At 65.3% G+C, this 19,705-nt stretch carries 19 protein-coding genes and 1 tRNA gene; 9 read left to right on the plus strand and 11 right to left on the minus strand.

The window, feature by feature from the left end; translation table 11 throughout:
* Positions 1-4 precede the first annotated feature (4 nt).
* The 3 genes from VWN43_RS01325 to pal all read left to right on the plus strand — a co-directional run bounded on the left by VWN43_RS01325 (position 5) and on the right by pal (position 2,821).
* Positions 5-853, plus strand: coding sequence for an energy transducer TonB (locus tag VWN43_RS01325; RefSeq protein ID WP_320180975.1), 849 nt, complete (start codon positions 5-7; stop codon positions 851-853).
* Positions 850-2,238 carry a Tol-Pal system beta propeller repeat protein TolB gene (gene tolB / locus VWN43_RS01330; RefSeq protein ID WP_320180974.1) on the plus strand — a complete coding sequence of 463 codons (1,389 nt, stop codon included), beginning with the start codon at positions 850-852 and terminating at the stop codon, positions 2,236-2,238. Before VWN43_RS01325 ends, tolB begins: the two co-directional genes overlap by 4 nt.
* Before the next feature lie 76 nt (positions 2,239-2,314).
* Positions 2,315-2,821: a peptidoglycan-associated lipoprotein Pal gene (gene pal, locus VWN43_RS01335; RefSeq protein ID WP_253519897.1), complete on the plus strand. Its 507-nt coding sequence runs from the start codon at positions 2,315-2,317 to the stop codon at positions 2,819-2,821.
* A 62-nt stretch (positions 2,822-2,883) separates the two neighbouring features.
* Here pal and VWN43_RS01340 read toward each other — a convergent pair whose 3' ends face one another.
* Positions 2,884-3,045, minus strand: a complete 162-nt coding sequence (locus VWN43_RS01340) for a hypothetical protein (protein WP_320180973.1) — start codon at positions 3,043-3,045, stop codon at positions 2,884-2,886.
* A 142-nt stretch (positions 3,046-3,187) separates the two neighbouring features.
* Between VWN43_RS01340 and VWN43_RS01345 the strand changes: the two genes are divergently transcribed.
* Complete coding sequence (locus VWN43_RS01345) at positions 3,188-3,721, plus strand: J domain-containing protein (protein ID WP_253519891.1); 534 nt, start codon at positions 3,188-3,190, stop codon at positions 3,719-3,721.
* Positions 3,722-3,733: 12 nt separating this feature from the next.
* Here the strand turns inward: VWN43_RS01345 and VWN43_RS01350 are convergent, their stop codons facing one another.
* From VWN43_RS01350 to pdeM, 6 genes are all read right to left on the minus strand, one after another.
* Positions 3,734-4,525, minus strand: a complete 792-nt coding sequence (locus VWN43_RS01350) for an SDR family NAD(P)-dependent oxidoreductase (protein WP_320180972.1) — start codon at positions 4,523-4,525, stop codon at positions 3,734-3,736.
* A 10-nt stretch (positions 4,526-4,535) separates the two neighbouring features.
* Positions 4,536-5,285 carry an ATP-grasp domain-containing protein gene (locus tag VWN43_RS01355; protein ID WP_320180971.1) on the minus strand — a complete coding sequence of 250 codons (750 nt, stop codon included), beginning with the start codon at positions 5,283-5,285 and terminating at the stop codon, positions 4,536-4,538.
* 131 nt (positions 5,286-5,416) lie between these two features.
* Positions 5,417-6,724: a cystathionine gamma-synthase family protein gene (locus VWN43_RS01360; protein ID WP_320180970.1), complete on the minus strand. Its 1,308-nt coding sequence runs from the start codon at positions 6,722-6,724 to the stop codon at positions 5,417-5,419.
* 325 nt (positions 6,725-7,049) lie between these two features.
* Positions 7,050-8,459: an SLC13 family permease gene (locus VWN43_RS01365; RefSeq protein ID WP_320180969.1), complete on the minus strand. Its 1,410-nt coding sequence runs from the start codon at positions 8,457-8,459 to the stop codon at positions 7,050-7,052.
* Positions 8,460-8,594: 135 nt separating this feature from the next.
* Entirely contained in the window at positions 8,595-9,113 is a 519-nt protein-coding gene (gene infC / locus VWN43_RS01370; RefSeq protein ID WP_082835772.1) for a translation initiation factor IF-3, read from the minus strand.
* Between the two features lie 155 nt (positions 9,114-9,268).
* On the minus strand, positions 9,269-9,973 hold the full coding sequence (gene pdeM, locus VWN43_RS01375) for a ligase-associated DNA damage response endonuclease PdeM (protein WP_320180968.1): 705 nt from the start codon (positions 9,971-9,973) through the stop codon (positions 9,269-9,271).
* 45 nt (positions 9,974-10,018) lie between these two features.
* On the opposite strand from pdeM, the gene hemF reads away from it, so the two are divergent.
* Positions 10,019-10,891 carry an oxygen-dependent coproporphyrinogen oxidase gene (gene hemF, locus VWN43_RS01380; RefSeq protein ID WP_320180967.1) on the plus strand — a complete coding sequence of 291 codons (873 nt, stop codon included), beginning with the start codon at positions 10,019-10,021 and terminating at the stop codon, positions 10,889-10,891.
* Here hemF and VWN43_RS01385 read toward each other — a convergent pair whose 3' ends face one another.
* A complete protein-coding gene (locus VWN43_RS01385; protein WP_320180966.1) occupies positions 10,892-11,785 on the minus strand; it encodes a glycoside hydrolase family 16 protein in 894 nt (297 codons plus the stop codon).
* Positions 11,786-11,961: 176 nt separating this feature from the next.
* Between VWN43_RS01385 and VWN43_RS01390 the strand changes: the two genes are divergently transcribed.
* Positions 11,962-13,866 carry a M1 family metallopeptidase gene (locus VWN43_RS01390; protein ID WP_320180965.1) on the plus strand — a complete coding sequence of 635 codons (1,905 nt, stop codon included), beginning with the start codon at positions 11,962-11,964 and terminating at the stop codon, positions 13,864-13,866.
* Between the two features lies 1 nt (position 13,867).
* Here the strand turns inward: VWN43_RS01390 and fumC are convergent, their stop codons facing one another.
* The gene (fumC, locus tag VWN43_RS01395; RefSeq protein ID WP_320180964.1) at positions 13,868-15,253 is read right to left on the minus strand and encodes a class II fumarate hydratase; all 1,386 of its coding nucleotides are present in this window, start codon (positions 15,251-15,253) and stop codon (positions 13,868-13,870) included.
* 124 nt (positions 15,254-15,377) lie between these two features.
* On the opposite strand from fumC, the gene VWN43_RS01400 reads away from it, so the two are divergent.
* Together VWN43_RS01400 and VWN43_RS01405 are read left to right on the plus strand one after the other, a co-directional pair.
* The gene (locus tag VWN43_RS01400) at positions 15,378-17,468 is read left to right on the plus strand and encodes a RelA/SpoT family protein (RefSeq protein ID WP_320182144.1); all 2,091 of its coding nucleotides are present in this window, start codon (positions 15,378-15,380) and stop codon (positions 17,466-17,468) included.
* Positions 17,465-17,830, plus strand: coding sequence for a VOC family protein (locus VWN43_RS01405; RefSeq protein ID WP_320180963.1), 366 nt, complete (start codon positions 17,465-17,467; stop codon positions 17,828-17,830). Before VWN43_RS01400 ends, VWN43_RS01405 begins: the two co-directional genes overlap by 4 nt.
* Here VWN43_RS01405 and VWN43_RS01410 read toward each other — a convergent pair.
* Together VWN43_RS01410 and VWN43_RS01415 are read right to left on the minus strand one after the other, a co-directional pair.
* The gene (locus VWN43_RS01410; RefSeq protein ID WP_320180962.1) at positions 17,827-18,144 is read right to left on the minus strand and encodes a DUF1905 domain-containing protein; all 318 of its coding nucleotides are present in this window, start codon (positions 18,142-18,144) and stop codon (positions 17,827-17,829) included. The two genes, VWN43_RS01405 and VWN43_RS01410, sit on opposite strands and share 4 nt — an antisense overlap.
* Complete coding sequence (locus VWN43_RS01415) at positions 18,141-19,163, minus strand: peptidylprolyl isomerase (RefSeq protein ID WP_320180961.1); 1,023 nt, start codon at positions 19,161-19,163, stop codon at positions 18,141-18,143. Before VWN43_RS01415 ends, VWN43_RS01410 begins: the two co-directional genes overlap by 4 nt.
* A gap of 309 nt (positions 19,164-19,472) precedes the next feature.
* Here VWN43_RS01415 and VWN43_RS01420 point away from each other — a divergent pair.
* Positions 19,473-19,563 (plus strand) — tRNA-Ser (locus VWN43_RS01420).
* Positions 19,564-19,705 lie beyond the last annotated feature (142 nt).

The following is a 19,705-nucleotide window of genomic DNA, read 5'->3' on the forward strand; positions in this document are numbered from 1 at the left end:
AGCCATGGAGAGGACAGGCATCAGCGCAGAGGAACGGACCGGACTGGCGGTCGCGGTTGTGCTGCACCTCGCGCTGTTTGCGATGCTGATCGTGCAGGGCCTGTTCCCCGCCCCCGTGATCGACCCGCCGCAGCGGATGACGGTGAGCCTCGCCGAGGACGTCGGGATGGAAGCCACCGCACCCGATCCGGTCACCGAAAGCCGCGCTTCGACCGCGCCGACGCTCGACATCAATCCAGCGCCTGCGCCTGCACAAGAACTGCCGGTCCCGCCGCAGGTCACGCGCCCGACACCGCCGAAGGTGCAATCGCCCGTTCCCTCGCCCAATGTCCGTGCCGATACCAGTCTGCGGCGGCGCCCCGATCCGCCGCGCACGCAGAGCCCGGCGCAGCGTAGCGAAGCGCAGCCACAGCGCAGCCAGAGCCAGCCGCAAAGCAGCCAGCGTAGTGGCGGTTCGCGGCTAAGCGACAATTTCCTCGAAGGTTCGGGAAGCAGCACGACGACCGATGAAACGCGCGTTCCCGCATCGCAAATCGGTGCCAGTGCCAAAGCATCGCTGTTCCAGGCCGTCGCCCGTCAATTGCGTCCGCATTGGCGCCCGGTAGACGGCGCGGATCGCGAGAAGCTGGTGTCGAGGATCCGCTTCCGGCTCAATCCGGACGGGACACTGGCCGGGGCGCCAAGCCTGGTCGGCCAGCGCGGCGAAACCGAAGCCAATCGCGCGCAGGCGCCGCGCCATGCGGAAAATGCTATCAGGGCGGTTCAACTCGCCGCCCCTTTCGACCTCCCGCCCGAATATTACGAGGCGTGGAAGACCGTAACCGTTGATTTCGACTGGAACCTGTCCCGATGAAGCAATCAGCCCTGTTCGTCCTATCGCTCCTGATCGCAGCGCCGCTCGCAGCGCAGAACCAGGACCTCGGCCAGCCGGTTCTCGAAGGCGGCGAGGTCGAGACCATCGAAGAGGGCGAAGGCCTTTCGGGAACGGTCAGCTTCGATGGCAATCTCGACGATCTCGGGATCGCGATCCCCGGCTTCGCCACCGATCGCGACGTCGCGACACCGGCGAGTTCATCGGGCACTGCGGCACTGGGCAAGGAGTTGGCGCGCGTCATCACCGCCGATTTGCGCAATAACGGCCTGTTCAAGCCGACCGGCCCCGACGCGTTGCCGCAGCCGAGCTTTGGCGAAATTACTGCCCCCAACTGGTCGACATGGTCCAACCGCGGCGCCGAAATGCTGGTCCATGGCTATGTCCGCGGGCGCAGCGACGATCGGCTGACGGTCGGCTGCTATCTCTACGACATGGCGCTGCAGCAGGAACTGGTCCGCGAAGGCTGGGTGGTCCCGCCGGCCGACTGGCGCCGCGCCGCGCATAAATGCGCCGACCTGATCTATGCGCGCCTGACCGGCGAAAGCCCGTTCTTCGACAGCCGCATCGCTTATATCGCCGAAACCGGCCCCAAGGATAACCGCACCAAGCGGCTCGCGATCATGGATAGCGACGGGGCGAACCACCGCTTCATCACCACCGGCCGCTCGACCGCGCTGACACCGCGCTATTCGCCCGACTACAAGCAGCTGGTCTATCTCAGCTATGTCGACGGCAATCCGCGGATTTATGTCTATGACATCGGTACCGGTCGCCAGACGCTGGTGACGCAAAGCAGCAATCCCACCTTTGCGCCGCGTTGGAGCCCCGACGGACGCTGGATCCTCTATTCGATGGCGGTCGGCGGCAATACCGACATCTACCGCGTTGCCGCGCGGGGCGGGGAAAGCCAGCGGCTGACCGATACGCCGGGGATCGACATCGGCGGGTCCTATTCGCCCGACGGCAGCCAGATCGTGTTCGAAAGCGACCGGTCGGGCAGCCAGCAAATCTACATCATGAATGCCGATGGCACCGGACAGCGCCGCCTGTCCTTCTTCGGCGGACGCGCGGCAACGCCCGAATGGAGCCCGCGCGGCGACCAGATTGCCTTCACGCACATCGCGGGCAATTTCAATGTCTCGGTGATGAGCCCCAATGGCCGCAACCTGCGCTCGCTGACCAATGGCTGGCAGGACGAGGCCCCGACGTGGGCCCCCAATGGCCGCATCATCCAGTTCTTCCGCACCGAGCGAAACAGCGGTAAGACATCGCTGTGGCAGGTCGATCTGACCGGCGACAATCTGCGCCGCCTGCCTACCCCGGTCGATGCGTCGGACCCGGCCTGGGGACCGATCCTGCCGTAACTGCATTGAACTACAACAGGGACCGAATTCGGGGGGCAAAACCGATTTCACCACGCTGTTTAAAAGGGGACAGCCTATGAATACCCGTGTTGCTACCGGCCTGATGCTTGCATCGACCATCGCGCTTGCAGCCTGCCAGAAGAAGGCGCCTGAGGAACTGCCGCCGCCGCCGACCGAAACGCCTGCACCGGCCCCCGCGCCGAGCGGTCCGTCGGTCGGTTCGCAGCAGCATTTCGTCAATGCCGTCGGACAGGAAAATACGGTCGTCTATTTCGATACCGACCGCTTCAATATCGACGCCGAAGACCAGACCAAGCTGCAGCGCCAGGCGCAGTATTTCAGCCAGTATGCGCAGGTGACCTTCACCATCGAAGGTCACTGCGACGAGCGCGGCACGCGCGACTACAACCTCGCGCTGGGTGAACGCCGGGCCAATGCGGCGAAGAACTACCTCGTCTCGATCGGCATCCCGGCAAACCGTATCCGTACGGTGAGCTATGGCAAGGAACGCCCGGTTGCGCTGGGTTCGAACGAATCGGCGTGGGCGCAAAACCGCCGCGCGGCGACGATCACCATCAGCTGATCAAATGGAAAGGGCTCCCGGATCCCGGGAGCCCTTTCAAGCCTGCAATGTGCGGGCGATGCCTATTGCGTGGCGGTAAGGCTCACCAGCGGCGCCTGGGCGGCCATCTGGTCGGCAGTGTCCGCATGGAGCCCGCCCCGTCCTGCGATCAGCACGAAGACCGCCATCGCGAGGATCGCGGCGGTTGCGGACAGGCACAGCTGTTTGCTCATGGTCGGTTTCATCGGTCGGCTTCCTAGGGCGAAAATATTAAGCATTGCTTGCACTGCAACATTTCAATTTGAAACTGGTTCCTGAGCGCTTGCACCTTTCGCCTATCCTCCTAGATTGACGCCATGCTTACCCGAAAAATGATTGTCCCGGCGCATGGCTAAGCCGCGCCGCTCCAACGACTGGGGCTTCCCGCGCTGGCGGGGCTATGGCTCGTCGCGTGAGGCGACGACCGTGCGCCTGTGCGATCGGCACGGCTGCGAAGAGCCGGGGGCATGCCCCGCGCCCAAGGCCCCGAACAGTCCCGAACGCTGGATGTTCTGTCAGAAGCACGCGGCCGAATACAATCAGAAGTGGGACTATTTCGAAGGCCTCGACAAGGCCGAGAAGGAAGCCCGCACCACTGCCGAACGCAGCGAGAATGCGGGCTATGCCGAAGCCCAGCATTATGGCTGGAGCGGGAGCGGCGACGGATCGCGCAGCGCCGACGAAATGCGCGCGCTCGACGTGCTCGAACTTGAATCGGACGCCGAATTCGTCGCGATCAAGAAGGCCTGGCGCGACAAGGCGAAGACCGTCCATCCCGACGTCAAACCGGGCGACAAGGAAGCCGCGGCCGAATTCCAGAAGCTGCAGCTGGCCTATGAAGTGCTCAAGGCGGCCGAAGAACGCCGCGAGTGGAAGGGCTAGCCGCCAAGGCGGCTATTTCGATTTGGTATCGATCGCCGGAATTGGATTGTCGTTCCACCACGGGGCATCAGTAAACGGTCGGACATCCACTTCGTGGGTCCAGCAATTGCGCGGCTGGTGCGCGAGGTGCCAATAGGTTTCGGCAAGCGCGCCCGGATCGATCACCCCGTCTTCGCCTTTCGCCGCCTTGTAGGCCTCGAACCTCTCGCCGAGCAGCTTGCCCAGCGTATCGGGCGCATCGACCGATCCATCGACCACCACATGCGCGATATGCACACCCTGCGGGGCGAATTCGGCATTGAGCGTCTGGCACAGCATCCGGCGTCCGCCCATCGCTGCGGCGTGGCTGTGCTGTCCGGCATTGCCGCGTACGGCGGCGGTGGCCGAAGTGACGAGGATGGTGCCGCTCCCGCGCGCGACCATCAGCGGGGTCACCGCATGTGCCAGCCGGAACAGGCCGAAGCAGCCCAGCCGCCAGCCCAGTTCGAAGGTCCGATGCGGGGTGTCGCCGAGCGTGCGGTTCCCGATCTGCGCGCCGAGGTTGTAGAGCACGGTGTGGATCGGCCCGATGTCGCGCTCGACGCGGTCGACCAGTTCCTCGATCGATCCATCCGCCGCCGCGTCGAGCAGCGTGCCCGTGGCCTTGCCGCCGTCTTCCTCGATCGCGTGGACCAGCCTGGCCAGCCCCGCGTCGTCGGAACGCCGCGCCAGCACCGCGTGGTAGCCCCCGCGGGAGAAGCGCGCGGCCGCATGGCCGCCGATCCCCGCGCCCGCGCCGATTACCAGGAATACCCTCTCCGTCATGCTCGCCTCCCTACAGCCGGGCGACGATAGCCGCTGCCAGCCTGCGGCCCAAGTCCGGTCCCTGCTCGGGGTAGAGATAAGGCTCGATCAGTTCCGCTTCCATCACCGCCAGTTCGCCTGCTGGCAGCCGCACCATGTCGATGCGCGCGTAGAGCAGTTCGTCGAACGGCAGCGCGGCCAAGATGGCCTCGGCCTTCGCGAGGTCCTGCGGCTCGGGTGCATAATCGCGCTCGTAACCGCCATAGAGCGACTGGATGCGATAGTCGTCCGCGCCCGCGCGCTTGAGCACACCGTGGCTGAAAGCGCCGTCGATGAAAACGAAGGTGTACTCGCCTTCCGCGACCACGCTCGGCAGGAAGGGCTGGATCATGCAGGGGCGGCCCATCGTCCAGCCGGGGCCGGGCAGCGTATCGCTGGCAAAGCTGTGCTGACCCAGCCCGCCCGCGCCGACCTGGCGTTTGACCACGACCCGATCGGTACCGAAATCCTCCATCGCCGTGCGCACGTCGGTCGGGCCCGCATTGTCGAGCCAGAGCGTCGGCACGGTTGGTGCCCCGCGCCCGGCCAGTTCGCGCAGATAGCGCTTGTCCGCATTCCAGCGGACCACCTCGGGCGGATTGGAGACTGCGATGCCTTTCGCGACAAGCGCCTGGAGCCGGGCGAGGAACGGCTCGGGATAGTCCTGATAATCCCACGCGGTGCCTAGCAGGATCATCGCAAGGCCGTCGAATGCATCGAGCGGCGCGCGCCAGTCGATCACGACCAGCTCCAGTCCCGCCGCCTCGAATGCGGGCCGCAGCGCGGCGACCTCGAGATCGTGCTCGAACGCGTCCCCCCGGCGAGGTTCATCGCCGGGGAGCGTTTCGGGACAGGCGAGGAAGCCGATCCGGGTCAGACCGCCTCCAGTGCCTGCGTGAAGTCGGCGATCAGATCGTCGGCGTCTTCGATGCCGATGCTGATGCGCACGAGGTTGTCCGAGATGCCCAGCTCGGCGCGCCGGCCTTCGGCAACCGAGAGATGCGTCATCGAAGCAGGGTGGCTGGCGAGCGTCTCGGTCCCGCCGAGGCTGACCGCCAGCTTGGCGATCTTGAGGCTGTCGAGGAAGCGGAAGCATTCGGCCTCGCCGCCCTTGAGCAGTAGCGAGAAGGTGCTGCCTGCGCCCTTGCAGTGACGATCATAAATGTCCTGCTGGCGCGCATCCTTGATCATGCCGAGATAGCCGAGCCCTTCGACCTTGGGGTGCCGGGCGAGGAAATCGCAGACCTTGGCGGCGTTCTCGCCCGCGCGGTTCATCCGCAGTTCGACCGTCTCGAGGCTGCGCATCAGCATCCACGCGGTGTTCGGATCGCAGATGCCGCCCATGGTGTTGCGCAGCATACGCACCGGATCCATCCATTTCTTCGCCCCTGCGATGCTGCCCGCGACGAGGTCCGAATGGCCGCCGACATATTTGGTCAACGAATAGACGACGATGTCGGCGCCCTGGTCGAGCGGGCGCTGCCACAGCGGGCCGAGGAAGGTGTTGTCGATCGCGATAGGGCAGTCGAGCTGCGCCGCATCGACCGACGCGCGGACCGCTTCGATGTCGACCAGCGCATTGGTCGGGTTACCCGGGCTTTCGAGATAGACCATGCAGACCTTGCCGCCCTGCTCGTCGGCCTGCGCCTGCGCCTTCTCGATCACGGCGTCGATCTCTTCGCGCGTGGCACCGGCGGGGAAGTCGACATAGGTGACGCCGAACTTGGCGAGCACCTTGGCGACGAAGCCCTCGGAGGCGGCGTAGAGCGGGCCCGAATGGACGATCACGTCGTTCTGGCTGGCATAGGCGAGCATCAGCACGCAGATCGCGGTCATCCCGCTGGAGAAGCTGAGCGCGTCTTCGGCGCCGTCCCACACCGACAGCCGATCTTCGAGGATTTCCTGGTTGGGGGCGTTGAAGCGCGAATAGACGAGGCCGTCCGCGCCGCCCGGGCGCTTGCCCGTAATGCCTTCGAAATGGCGCTTGCCGTCGGCGGCACTGGGGAAGGCAAAGGTCGAGGTGAGGAAGATCGGCGGCTTGAGGCTGCCTTCGGACAAGACGGGGTCATAGCCATAACCCATCATCAGCGTGCTGGGCTTGAGTTCGCGCCCGTCGATCTTGGTGACTTCGGGCTTGGGCGCCATACGCGGCGAGGTCGGGTCGATATCGTGGTCGCTCATCGGCGAACCTCCTTCCTGATCAACGCTCCCAGGAAGGCGGGAGCCAAGTCGGATGGGCCGGGGCGCCCGTTCCTAACCTCCGCAGGAACGCTTCTCCACCGGCCGCCACTATTGGGCATTCCATATGGTGGACCGAAGTTGGTTTCAACTGCGACGATCCCCACAGGATGGAACGCATGGAACACGGTCCCGATGCAAAAACGCGCGGTCCGCCAATAAGTCATGGCAATAGGGGCGGAAATGCGATGCACCGGGCATGCGGCGGGCTCTAGCGCGCAGGGGCCAAGGCAGGAAATCTCGCAGGCCCGCGCCGCGCGTCATCGCGCTAGATCAGCGCCGCCATGCCCCACACCACGCCGACGATCATGAATATGCCGGCGATGTCGAGCAGCAGCCCGGCCTTGACCATGCGGTCGATGCGGATGTGCCCGGTCGACCAGGCGATGGCATTGGGGCCGGTGCCGGCGGGCAGCATGAACCCCCAGCTCGCCGCAAGCGCGGCGGGCATTGCGAGCAGGATCGGATCGACGCCCAGCGCCACCACCAGCGTGGCGATTACCGGGATGATCCCGGTGGCGGTGGCGACATTGCTGGCAAACTCGGTGATCAGCACCACCATGGCGACCACGGCAAGCGCGACGAATACGAGCGGAAAGGCCTCGAGCGGAAGCAGCGCATAGCCCAGCCAGTCGGCCAGCCCGCTCGCGCTCATACCGGCTGCCAGCGCCAGCCCGCCGCCGAACATCATGATGACGCCCCACGGCGCGCGGTTGGCCTCTTCCCACACCAGCAGCGGCCGCCCGGTGCCATCGGGCAACAGGAACAGCGCCAGACTGGCGATAATGGCGATGGTGCCATCGGTCCACGACCCTTCCGGCAGGTAGGGTCCCAGTACCAGCCGCGTCATCCACGCGGCAAAGGTCAGCGCGACGACGATCATCAGCCGCCGTTCGGCGGACCCCATCGGCTGTTCATTGGCCACCGCTGCGCGCGCCGCAGCGACATCGAAGGGATGCGCCGAGACGCGCTGGACCCGCGCGACGAGGAAAGCCGCGAGCGGAACGCCGAGCAACACGATGGGAAAGCCGTAGAACGACCATTCGGCAAAGCTGATCTGCGTGCCGATCATCGTGTCCAGCAGCCCCACCGAAATCGCATTGGTCGGCGATCCGACCAGCGTGCCGAGCCCGCCGATGCTGGCCGCAAACGCGATCCCCATGGGCAAGGCGCCCGCCAGCCCGTCGCCGTCCCCGGCCAGCACCCCGCCACCCGCGAGGACGGCCATCGCCATGGGCATCATGATGAGGGTGGTGGAAGTGTTCGAAATCAGCATCGACAGGATCGCGGCGGCGATCATGAAGGCCAGCAGCAGGCCGGCCTGTCCGCCGCGCCCGCCAAGCAGGCTGAGGATCCCCAGCGCAAGCCGCCGGTGCAGGCCGGTGCGTTCGATCGCCAGCGCGATGAAGCCGCCGCCCAGCAGCAGGAACAGGATGTCGGAATAATAGGCGCTGGCGGTTTCCTTGGCGCTCATCACCCCGGCAAAGGGCAGCACGATGAACGGCATCAGCGCGGTCGCGGTCAGCGGCAGCGCCTCGGTCATCCACCAGGCGGCCATCAGCACCACCAGCCCGGCGACGATGAATGCCTCGCGCTGCATGCCCGCGGGTGTGGGCAGGAAAATGCTGGCCAGCAGCGCCGCAGCGCCCACCAGCAATCCGATATGTCTGGCCGCCATGTGCTGCGATCCCCCCTTGGCGCGAACTGCTAACAGCGGCGCGCGGGCGGGGCAACGCGCCAGGCGCATGGATGCCCGATACGAAAAGGGCGGCCCCGAAGCGCCGCCCTTTCGCAATGCAGTGTGATGCGCGCCTTACTTGGGCGCGAGCACCATGATCATCTGGCGCCCTTCGAGGCGCGGGAAGGCTTCGACCTTGGCGATTTCCTCGACATCGTCGCGGACGCGGTTGAGAAGATCCATGCCGAGCTGCTGGTGCGCCATTTCGCGGCCGCGAAACCGCAGCGTGCACTTCACCTTGTCGCCGTTCTCGAGGAACTTGACGACATTGCGCATCTTCACCTCGTAATCGTGGGTGTCGATGTTCGGGCGCATCTTGACCTCTTTGATTTCCTGGGTCTTCTGCGTCTTGCGGGCGAGGTTGGCTTTCTTCTGCGCCTCGTAGCGGTGCTTGCCGACATCGAGGAACTTGCACACCGGCGGGTCCGCATTGGGGGACACTTCGACGAGGTTGAGACCAAGTTCATTGGCCTGCTCGACCGCTTCGCGGGTGAACATAACGCCGATGTTTTCGCCTTCGTGGTCGATCACACGGACTTTCGGCACATTGATCATGTTATCGTAGCGCGGGCCGCTTTTCACGGGCATTTGCATGCTGCGCCGGGGTGGACGGGCTATGGGGCACTCTCCTTTGGTGGCCGTATTCGGAACTGGTTGCGGTATTCGGAAAGCCAGCATGTAGGCATTGTTCCGGGGATTCGGAAGTGTGTTATGCGAATGGGGCGCATATTTGCGCGCTGTTGTTGCCCTCAGGCAGCGCGGTTCCACAGGTTGAAGCGCGCCAGCTGGCCCCTGGCCGGGACCACTGCATCGATCCGCTGCGCTGGCTGGAGCGCCTTCAGGATCGCCGGATCGGCGGCATCCATCCCCCCGGTAAAGGCGCCGAAGGCGGGCAGGATCATGCGTCCGCCCGGCTTGCCGCCGGGGCCATCGTTGGCGCTGATTACTGCGCAGGGGCGGCGGATATGTCGCTGGCGCACCTTGAGCTGGAGGCGGGGGTGGTAGTGGCCCGACAGTTCCGGGCGGATTTCGCCGGCCATGGCGCGGTGGCGCAGGATCAGTCCGCCGAGCTCGAGTTCTTCCGCCAGCGTGCCGCCGCAGCGGGCTTCCATTTCGGGATCGTGATTGCCGGTGATCCAGACCCAGTCGACCATGCGGGTCAGCGCGTGGAGCATCCCCGCAGCATGCTCTTCGAGCCGGGTCGATCCGGCCGAATCGTGGAAATTGTCGCCCAGCGTGATGACCCGCCGCGCGCCCGTTTCGCGGATCGCCAGCGCCACGCGCTCCAGCGTTTCGCGGCTGTCATAGGGCGGGATCAGCTGCCCGTGCCGCGCGAAGAAACTGCCTTTTTCCAGATGCAGGTCGGCCACCAGCAACGCGCGCTCGCGCGGCCAGTACAGCGCGCGGCCTTCGGTGAGGAGCCATTCCTCGCCTGCGAACGAAAGGGGAACCATGGCTCGCTATTGCCGTAGCGAAGTGGGGATGGCAAGGCTTTTGCCATGACCGACTGGACCCAGCAGACCGAGACCGCCCGCATCTGGTTCGAAAGCCTGCGCGACCGTATCTGCGCCGAATTCGAAGCCATCGAGCGCGAGGCGGGCAGCGATGCCGGCTTCCAGTACGACAGCTGGAACCGCGAAGAGGAAGGCAATGCCGATCCCGGCGGCGGGACGCGCGGCTTGATGAAGGGCAAGGTGTTCGAAAAGGTCGGCGTTAACGTCTCGACCGTGCGCGGCAATTTCGCGAAGGAATTCGCCGCCACGATCAATGGCGCCAGCGCGGACAGCCCGGGCTTCACTGCCACCGGCATCAGCCTGGTCGCGCATATGGCCAATCCGCATGTGCCCGCCGTGCATATGAACACGCGATTCCTGACCACCGGCAAGGCGTGGTTCGGCGGCGGGGCCGATCTCAATCCGCCGATCCCCTATGCCGAGGACACGGACGAATTCCACGCCTGTTTCCGTGCGGCCTGCGCGGCGCACAACCCGACCTATTACGAACGCTTCAAGAAGTGGGCCGACGACTATTTCTACATACCCCATCGCGGCGTGCACCGCGGCGTGGGCGGGATCTTCTACGACCACCTCGAATGCGAGGATTCCGCTGTCGACGAAGGGGCCGCGTTCGACCGCAATCTCGCTTTCACGAAGGACGTGGGCGAGGCTTTCCTCGATATCTTCCCGCGGCTGGTGCGCCGCCGGATGGACAGCGCGTTTACGGCGCAGGACAAGCAGACCCAGCTCGAATGGCGCGGGCGCTATGCCGAGTTCAACCTGGTCTACGACCGCGGCACGCTGTTCGGGCTCAAGACCGGCGGCAATATCGACGCGATCTTGATGAGCCTGCCGCCCGAGGCGGTCTGGAGCTGATCACTCCTCCGGCGCGTAGACCCGGACCCAGTCGACCAGCATCTCGACCTCGCCCCGCTCGACCGCGTCGACGGTTTCCTGCGGGATGCCGACATAGGGCTTCTGGATGCCATTGGTCTTGACCGGATACGCACCGCCCATGGCAAAGTTGAGGATCAGGTATTTGGCATTGTCGAACCGCCAATCGCCGTAATGTTCGACCATCGCCCGGGTGGCCCGATACAGCACATGGCCGTCGACCATGAAGTCGACCTGGCGGTCGGTCCATTCGACCGAATAGGTGTGCCAGCCCGTCACATCGAGCGCTTCGGGGAAGAAGAACTTGTTCACGATCGGGGTCTCGCCCGAATAGCCCGGGCCGTGCAGCGCGACCCCGATCCAGTCCTTCTCGCCGACATATTCCATGATGTCGATTTCGCCCGTGTCGGGCCATTGGCCGTTGCCGAGCAGCCAGAAGGCGGGCCAGACGCCGACATTGTCCGGCAGTTTGATGCGCGCTTCGGCGCGGCCATGGGTGAAGTCGAACTTGCCCTGGCTTTCGATCCGGCCCGACACGAAGGGCGCGTCACGGTCCTTGTTGGGATCGGTGCCCGGCGTGAACACGGGCCGCAGCACCAGCACGCCGCCATCGGCGCCCGCTAAACCATCGCGAAAGGCGATGGTCGAAGGGTCGTCGATATAGGCCTGCTGCTCGTTGTTCACCCAGAAGTCGGTCCCGATCACGATCCATTTGTCGCGGTCGAGCGTGCCGGTATCGAATTCGTCGGCGAACAGCAGCTCGCGCTCGGGCGTCATGGCCTGCGCCAGTGCATCCCCGGCGTCGGTGGCCTGTGCCGGGACGGCGCAGCCCAGCGCAAGCGCGCAGCCGAGGCTGAGCATCGAAAAGCGGTTCATAGGATCCTCTCCGAATCGTTGATAACGTTACCATTGCGCATTGGAGCGCATTGCGGAAGTCCGTGGATAGGTATTCGCTCTGCGGGCTGGAAAGGTGTGGCGCGATCGTTGATATAGCGCGGCGAATTTCCGATCTGCCGCCGTCCCGGCGCGCCCATCATGCAAGAGAGAACCCAATGCGCAGCCATGTCTTCAGCCTCGCCATCCTGCTTGCCGCGACCGCCTGCGCGGGTGTGCCGGGCGAACCGGTCGGATCGACCGCGCCTTCCGCAGCGATGGTCGCGCCGATCCTGACTTCACCCGAGGCAGTCGATACGCTGACCCATGCGCAGCCGCAGGTCGCGCGGGTGACGCATGTCGCGCTCGATCTCGACCTCGATTTCGACGCCAGGCGTGTCGGCGGGACGGCGGAACTGAGCGTGCTGGCCGCGCCGGGGGCCGAGGAGATCGTGCTCGACACCAACGGGCTCGAGATCGCGCAGGTCACCGACGGGCAGGGCCGCGCGCTGTCCCATACGGTGGGCGAGCCGGTGGCCGAAGGCGGCAAGGGCGCGCCGCTGACGATCCGCCTCGACGGCGCGGAGACGCTGCGCATCGCCTATCGCGCGCCCGCCGATGCCAGCGCGCTGCAATGGCTCAGCCCCGAACAGACCAAGGGCGGGGTGCATCCCTTCCTCTTCAGCCAGGGGCAGGCGATCCTCAACCGCAGCTGGATCCCGACGCAGGACAGCCCCGGCATCCGCCAGACGTGGGAAGCACGGATCACCGCTCCCGAGCCGCTCGACGTGGTGATGAGCGGCGTGCGCCAGGGTGAGCCCGAGGACCTCGGCAACGGCCGCCGTGCCTTCACCTTCGTGATGGACAAGCCGGTGCCGCCCTATCTCATCGCGATCGCGGCGGGCGATATCGATTTCCGCGCGATCGGCCCGCGCACCGGCGTCTGGGCCGAACCCGCCACGCTCGACCGGGCCTGGCGCGAAGTGAACGACACCGAGGAAATGGTCGTCGCGGCGGAGGAGCTCTACGGTGAATACCGCTGGGGCCGCTACGACATGATCGTGCTGCCGCCCGCCTTCCCCTATGGCGGGATGGAAAACCCGGTGATGACCTTCCTCACCCCGACCTTCATCGCGGGCGACCGGTCGAACAACGGCCTCGTGGCGCACGAACTGGCGCATAGCTGGTCGGGCAACCTCGTCACCAATGCGGTGTGGGGCGACAGCTGGCTCAACGAGGGCGTGACCACCTATTTCGAGAACCGCATCGTCGAGGCGGTCTATGGCAAGCAGCGCGCCGAGCAGGAAGCCGCGCTGATGTTCGCCAATATCCAGGAAACGCTGGCCGAGGTCGGCGAGGATGCCCCGGGCACCGCGCTGAGCACCGATGGCGGCTACCAGCTCGGCAGCGCGATCGCTTATGACAAGGGCGCGTTCTTCCTGCGCACGGTCGAAAGCGTTGTCGGTCGCGAGCGTTTCGATGCCTGGCTGCGCCAGTGGTTCGACAACCATGCCTTCCAGCCAGCGACCAGCGAGTTGTTCCTTGCGGACATGATGGAAAACCTGGTGCGGGGCGAGGCCGAGGCCGACCGGCTGCAACTCCGCGAATGGATCTTCGAGCCGGGCCTGCCCGCGAATGTGGCCAAGCCCGACCCGGCAGCATTCGCCGCGGTCGATGCCGCGGTGTCGGCCTATGTCGCCGAGGGCACGATCCCGGCGGGCTATGCGCAGTGGAGCAGCGCCGAGCGCCAGCGCTTCCTCGACAATATCCCCAAGCAGCGCACGGCCGAGCAACTCGCCGCGCTGAACGAAGCGCTGGGCCTGTCGGGCACGGGCAATAACGAGGAGCTGTTCCTGTGGCTCGAACTGGCGCTCGCCAACCGCTACGAACCCGCGGTGCCGCAGACGGAGGAATTCCTCGCCGAAGTCGGCCGCGCGAAATTCGTGCGCCCGCTGTTCCAGGTGCTGTGGGACCAAGACGAATGGGGCCGGCCGATCGCGCAGCGCATCTATGCCGAGACCCGTGGCAGCTACCACGCGGTAACGCGCGGCGGGGTCGACCGCATTCTCGGGACCGAGGGCTAGGTCACACCATATCGGCGGGGCGGACGAGGCGGTCGAAAGTCGGCTCGTCCACCAGCCCCAGCTCGAGGCCGGCCTGCTTGAGCGTCTGCCCCGTCTGGTGCGCATGCTTGGCGATCTTGGCGGCATTGTCGTAGCCGATCTCGGGCGCCAATGCCGTCACCAGCATCAAGGAGCGTTCGACCAGTGCGGCGATCTGTTCCTCGTTCGCCTCGATCCCCTCGACGCAGCGGGTGGCAAATCCCTCCATCCCGATTGCAAGCAATTCGACCGAGCGGATCACGTTCGAACCGATCAGCGGCATGAACACGTTGAGCTCGAAATGGCCCTGCATTCCGCCCACCGTCACTGCCTGGTGATTGCCGATCACCTGGCCCGCGACCATGGTCAGCATCTCGCACTGGGTCGGGTTGACCTTGCCCGGCATGATCGAGCTGCCCGGTTCGTTCGCGGGTAGCGACAGTTCGCCAAGGCCCGAACGCGGACCCGATGCGAGGAAGCGGATATCGTTGGCGATCTTGTTGAGCGCCACCGCGAGCGTGTTGAGCGCGCCCGAGAAGGACACCAGCCCGTCCTTCGCAGCGAGCTGTTCGAAGGTGTTGGGCGCAGGCTCGAAGGCGAAGCCGGTGATATCGCTGATCGCGCGGGCCATATCCGCAGCCCAGCCATCGGGCGCATTGAGCCCGGTGCCGACCGCCGTTCCGCCGATCGCGAGCTTGCGGATGTCATTCTCCAATGCGCTTTCGATCCGCACCCGGCAGCTTGTCAGCTGCGCGACATAGCCGGAAAATTCCTGCCCCAGCGTCAGCGGGGTGGCGTCCTGCGTATGCGTGCGGCCGATCTTGACGATATCGGCAAAGGCCCGCGCCTTGGCATCGAGCGCTGCGACCAGCCGGTCGAGCGCGGGCAGCAGCGCATCGCGCGACGTCAGCGTGGCGGCGATATGCAGCGCGGTGGGAAAGCTGTCGTTCGAGCTTTGCGAGCGGTTTACGTGGTCGTTGGGATGAACCGGCTCCTTGCCGCCGCGCGTGCCCGTCAGCGCTTCATTGGCGATCCCGGCGATCACTTCGTTGACGTTCATATTGGTCTGCGTGCCGCTGCCCGTCTGGAAAATGGTCAGCGGGAACTGGTCGTCATACTCGCCTGCCCGGATCGCGGTGGCGGCACTCTCGATCGCCTCGGCGAGCGGTGCCCCCAGCCCGTGCTGGCGGTTGATCCGCGCAGCCGCCTGTTTCACCGCGGCCTGCGCGTGGACGATCTGGACCGGCATGCGCTGGTGCGCGGGGAAGGGGAAGTTGGTCAGGCTGCGCTGCGTCTGCGCGCCCCAATAGGCGTCGGCAGGGACTTCGATGGGGCCGATGGAATCGGTTTCGGTGCGCGTCTGGGTCATGGCCTGTCTCTCTCCGGATGATGTGATGCACAGGTAGGATCGCTGCGCGGCGCATGCCACCCGCAGCGGCCCTGCGTGAAGATTCCATCTGTTCAGGCGGGTGAAGCGCACCTATCTCGAACACATGCTGCGCCAGTACGAACTCGTTGAGCGGGTCAAGGAATACGATCCCGACGCCGACGAGGCGATGCTCAACCGCGCCTATGTCTATACCGTGCAGAAGCACGGCACGCAGACCCGCGCCAGCGGCGATCCCTATTTCAGCCATCCGGTCGAAGTCGCCGGCCTGATGACCGATCTCAAGCTCGACCAGGAAACCATCGCCACCGCGCTGCTCCACGATACGGTCGAAGATACGCTGGCGACGATCGACGATATCGAGAAGCACTTCGGCAAGGATGTCGCGCGGCTGGTCGACGGGGTGACCAAGCTGTCGAAGATCGAGCAGATGCCCGAGAACGAGCGCGCGGCGGAAAACCTGCGCAAGTTCCTGCTGGCGATGAGCGAGGATATCCGCGTGCTGCTGGTCAAGCTGGGCGACCGGCTGCACAACATGCGCACGCTGCACTTCATCAAGAAGCCCGAGAAGCGCCAGCGGATCGCGCGCGAGACGATGGATATCTACGCCCCGCTGGCCGAGCGCATCGGGCTGTATGAATATATGCGCGAAATGCAGATGCTCGCCTTCGAGCAGATCGAGCCGGAAGCATACGAGACGATCACGCAGCGGCTCAATCAGATCCACAGCGAGGACGGCGGCCAGGTCGACGCCATCGCGCTCGACATGAAGCACGCGCTGCTCGAGGCGGGGATCACCAGCGAGGTTTCGGGGCGTGAAAAGCACCCCTATTCGATCTGGCGCAAGATGGCCGAACGCCATGTCTCGTTCGAACAGGTCACCGACATCATGGCCTTCCGCATCATCTGCGAAGATGTGGCCGACTGCTACCGCGCGCTGGGGGTGCTGCATACGACATGGCAGTTCCTGCCGGGCAAGTTCAAGGACTACATCTCGACGCCGAAGAACAACGGCTACCGCTCGCTCCACACCTCGCTGATCTACGGCAAGTCGATGCGTGTCGAAGTGCAGATCCGCACGCGCGAAATGCACCGTGTGAATGAATTCGGCTTTGCCGCGCACTGGGCCTACAAGCAGGATGAACGGCCTGACGGGCAGGTCGGCTGGCTGCGCGATTTGATCGAGATCGTCGACGCGAGCCACGATCCCGAAGAGCTGCTCGAACACACGCGCCTGGCGATCTACCAGGATCGGATCTTCGCCTTCACTCCCAAGGGCGCGCTGTTCCAGCTGCCCAAGGGGGCGACCCCGGTCGATTTCGCCTTTGCCGTGCACACCGACCTCGGCGCGCAGACGGTGGGCGCGAAGATCAACGGGCGGCACATGCCGCTGCGTACGCAGCTCAACAATGGCGACGTGGTCGAGATCATCAAGAGCGACAATGCCGATCCGCAATTGAGCTGGCTGGGCTTCGTCGTGACCGGCAAGGCGCGTGCCTCCATTCGCCGCGCCGTCCGACTCAAGGAACGCGCCGAAGTGGCGGAGATCGGGCAGAAGCTGTTCGACGAAATCGCGCTGCGTGTGCCCGCCAAGGTCGGCAAAAAGGCACTGCGCGAAGCCTTGAAACGGCTGGAGATGGAAGAGGACGAGGACCTCTTTTACGCCATCGGTGCGGCCAAGATCGAGGATCGCGCGGTCATGGAAGCACTGGTCCCCGGCTGCACCGCCGAGCTCGAAAACGAGCCCGACTGGGCCAAGAGCGGCAAGGCGCTGTCGATCCGCGGGCTGACCCCGGGGGTCGGCTTCCAGCTCGCCGAATGCTGCCACCCGGTTCCTGGCGACCGGATCGTGGGCCTGCGCAAGCCCGGCGAAGGCGTCGAGGTCCATACGATCGACTGCAACCACCTCGCCAGCGGGATCGACAGCGACTGGCTCGACCTGTCGTGGGGCAAACGCTCGCGCGGCGCGGTCGGGCGGCTACGCGTCACGCTCTACGACCGGCCCGGAACGCTGGCCGAAATGGCAGGCATCTTCGCGCAGAACCACGTCAATGTGACCAGCCTCGAGCAGACCCAGCTCGACCATCCCTTCACCACTTACGAAATCGACCTCGAAGTGCAGGACGTGCCGCATCTTACCCGCATTCTCAGCGCGCTGCGGGCCAGCGATTCGATCGCGCAGGCCGAACGCGTATGACCGGCGTGCTGGGCATCGACCATGTCCAGCTAGCCATGCCGCATGGCGGGGAACCGCATGCGCGGCGCTTCTGGGTCGATCTCATGGGGCTGGAAGAGGTCGCCAAGCCCGCGCAGCTCGCGGTCAATGGCGGTTGCTGGTTCGAAAGCGGCCAGGTGGCGATCCATTGCGGGGTGGAGGATGCCTTCCTGCCCGCGCGCCGCGCACACCCCGCGCTCATCGTCGGCGACCTCGCCGCGCTGGTCGCGCGGCTGGGCGAAGCGGGTATCCGCTTCAAACCGGGCAAGCCGTTCGAAGGCTATGTGCGCGGGGATATCGCCGATCCCTTCGGCAATCGCATCGAATTGATGCAGCGGGTCTAGAGCGGGCGCAGCGTCACCGCGACCGGGTCACCCTCGGCAATCCCTGTCGCTTTGCGCACCGCAGCCTTGACCGGCAGCAGCCAGCCGCCTTTGTCGCGCGGGAAACACGATGTCTGCCATACGGTTGCGCCGATGCGCGCCTCGACCTTGAGCGAGCGGAAACCGCGCTGGCCGCCCAGCTCGAGCCGCCGCATCGCTTCGGTCGCCGACAGCTCCTCGCCTTGATCGCCGTCGATGGTCGCGAAAAACCAGCTGACGCCGTTCTTCGCGGTCCAGCGCCACAAGGGCGCGACTACGGAGACGCTTTCGCTCAATCGGCCCCCCGGCGCACGGGGACGGGTATGTTGCAGATGTCCGCCCCGCCTGCCGGATGGATGAAGAACGGATCGCGGCGATTGGCACGCGCATCGGCATAGCGCGCGAAGGCCTCGCTCTCGGTCGAGAGGAATTCGAAAGCGGGGCGTGTTTGTTGGCCTACCGCTTCGCTGCTTGATGCCGGGTCGCCCTCGGGCAAATCGCTGGCAACGCGCACGGAGAGGATTGGCGTGCGTTTGTCCGCTTCCTCGGCAGTGTAAAAGCCCAGCGCGCCCGAACCGCGAGGCAGCGAAGACAAGTGCTCCATCCCTTCGACCACGCGCCCGACCAGCGCGATGTTGCGGTCAAGGTGGCGCGGTGCGTGGCCGATCACGGTGTAGAGCTCGGCGCCGCTGCCGGTGTCGGGCGAGTATCCGCGGCCTACCCCGACCATGCCGTAGCAATGGACAGGCCAGCGTCGCAGAACTTTGCCCTTTTCGGCAATCTCGATACCGATGGGCCACCCCTCGCTAAAGCTTGCGCTGTCAGCATAACTGTCAACGAGATCGTGTTTCGGATGCCGAAGCACGATCGTGTCTTTATCGGATTCTACCACACGGGCCGAGTCGACATAGTCGCCTTCTGACATGGTCCGGAGACCTTCCGGCAGCGGTTTCGCCGCTCCCTCCGCCTCGGGATTGTCGTAATTGGGATCGCCCCACTGGACCACGTAATTGTCCTGCACCCGGTTGACGGTGATGCCGTCGTACCACCCGGCGCGCGCGAGTGTGCGGATGTTTTCGACCCAGCCCTGGCTGAAGGGCGCGAGCATCAGCTGGATCACCACCTCGCGCTCGGTGCCGTCTGCGGCGGGGGCAAGCGTCATCACCAGCAGGTCTTCGGGCGCAATCGCGACCCATTCTTCGCGCGCGGCCTCCTCCACGATTTGATTGGGAGAGGGCGCGGCTGTTTCCTCTTGCGCCATTACGGGTGAACCCAGCGCAAGCAGCGCGGCGACAGGGAGAAGCGATCTGGTCATGGAAGAAGGGGTGCCACCCGCCCGCATAAAACAAAAGCCCCCTCTCGCACATTGAAGGGGCGGGAGGGGGCTTCGAGACGGTGTTCGCAGGGGATGCCTGATCCGCGCAGCACCGTCGTTGAACCGGCTTGTACCACGAAAAACGCCTGCCCGACCATCCCGGTTCCGCAGCGGCTTGCGATTCCCCCGCAGCGCCGCTAGACGCGCGCCTTCTTGTCAGCCCAATCGCTTCACGGTTTGAGCGCTGGGGCGGGTTCTCCGGATCGCGGTCTCGAGGAACGCGAAACGCGGTGGGCCGGACGGGAATGCGGAGCAGTGGCCGAGTGGTCGAAGGCGCACGCCTGGAAAGTGTGTATACGGTAACCCCGTATCGAGGGTTCGAATCCCTCCTGCTCCGCCATTTGCTTTTGCTCGGGCAGCGTTGACGGACAAGACGGCGCGCGCGACCTTTTCTTCGCCGGCCCGAACAGCGCCAAACCGCCGTACCAGACGGTGAGCACTACATGACGCTGCAAGACCTCCCAACCGTGGAAAGCCGGTGT

It is taken from the genome of Qipengyuania sp. HL-TH1, assembly GCF_036365825.1.
Taxonomy (GTDB): Bacteria; Pseudomonadota; Alphaproteobacteria; order Sphingomonadales; family Sphingomonadaceae; genus Qipengyuania; species Qipengyuania profunda.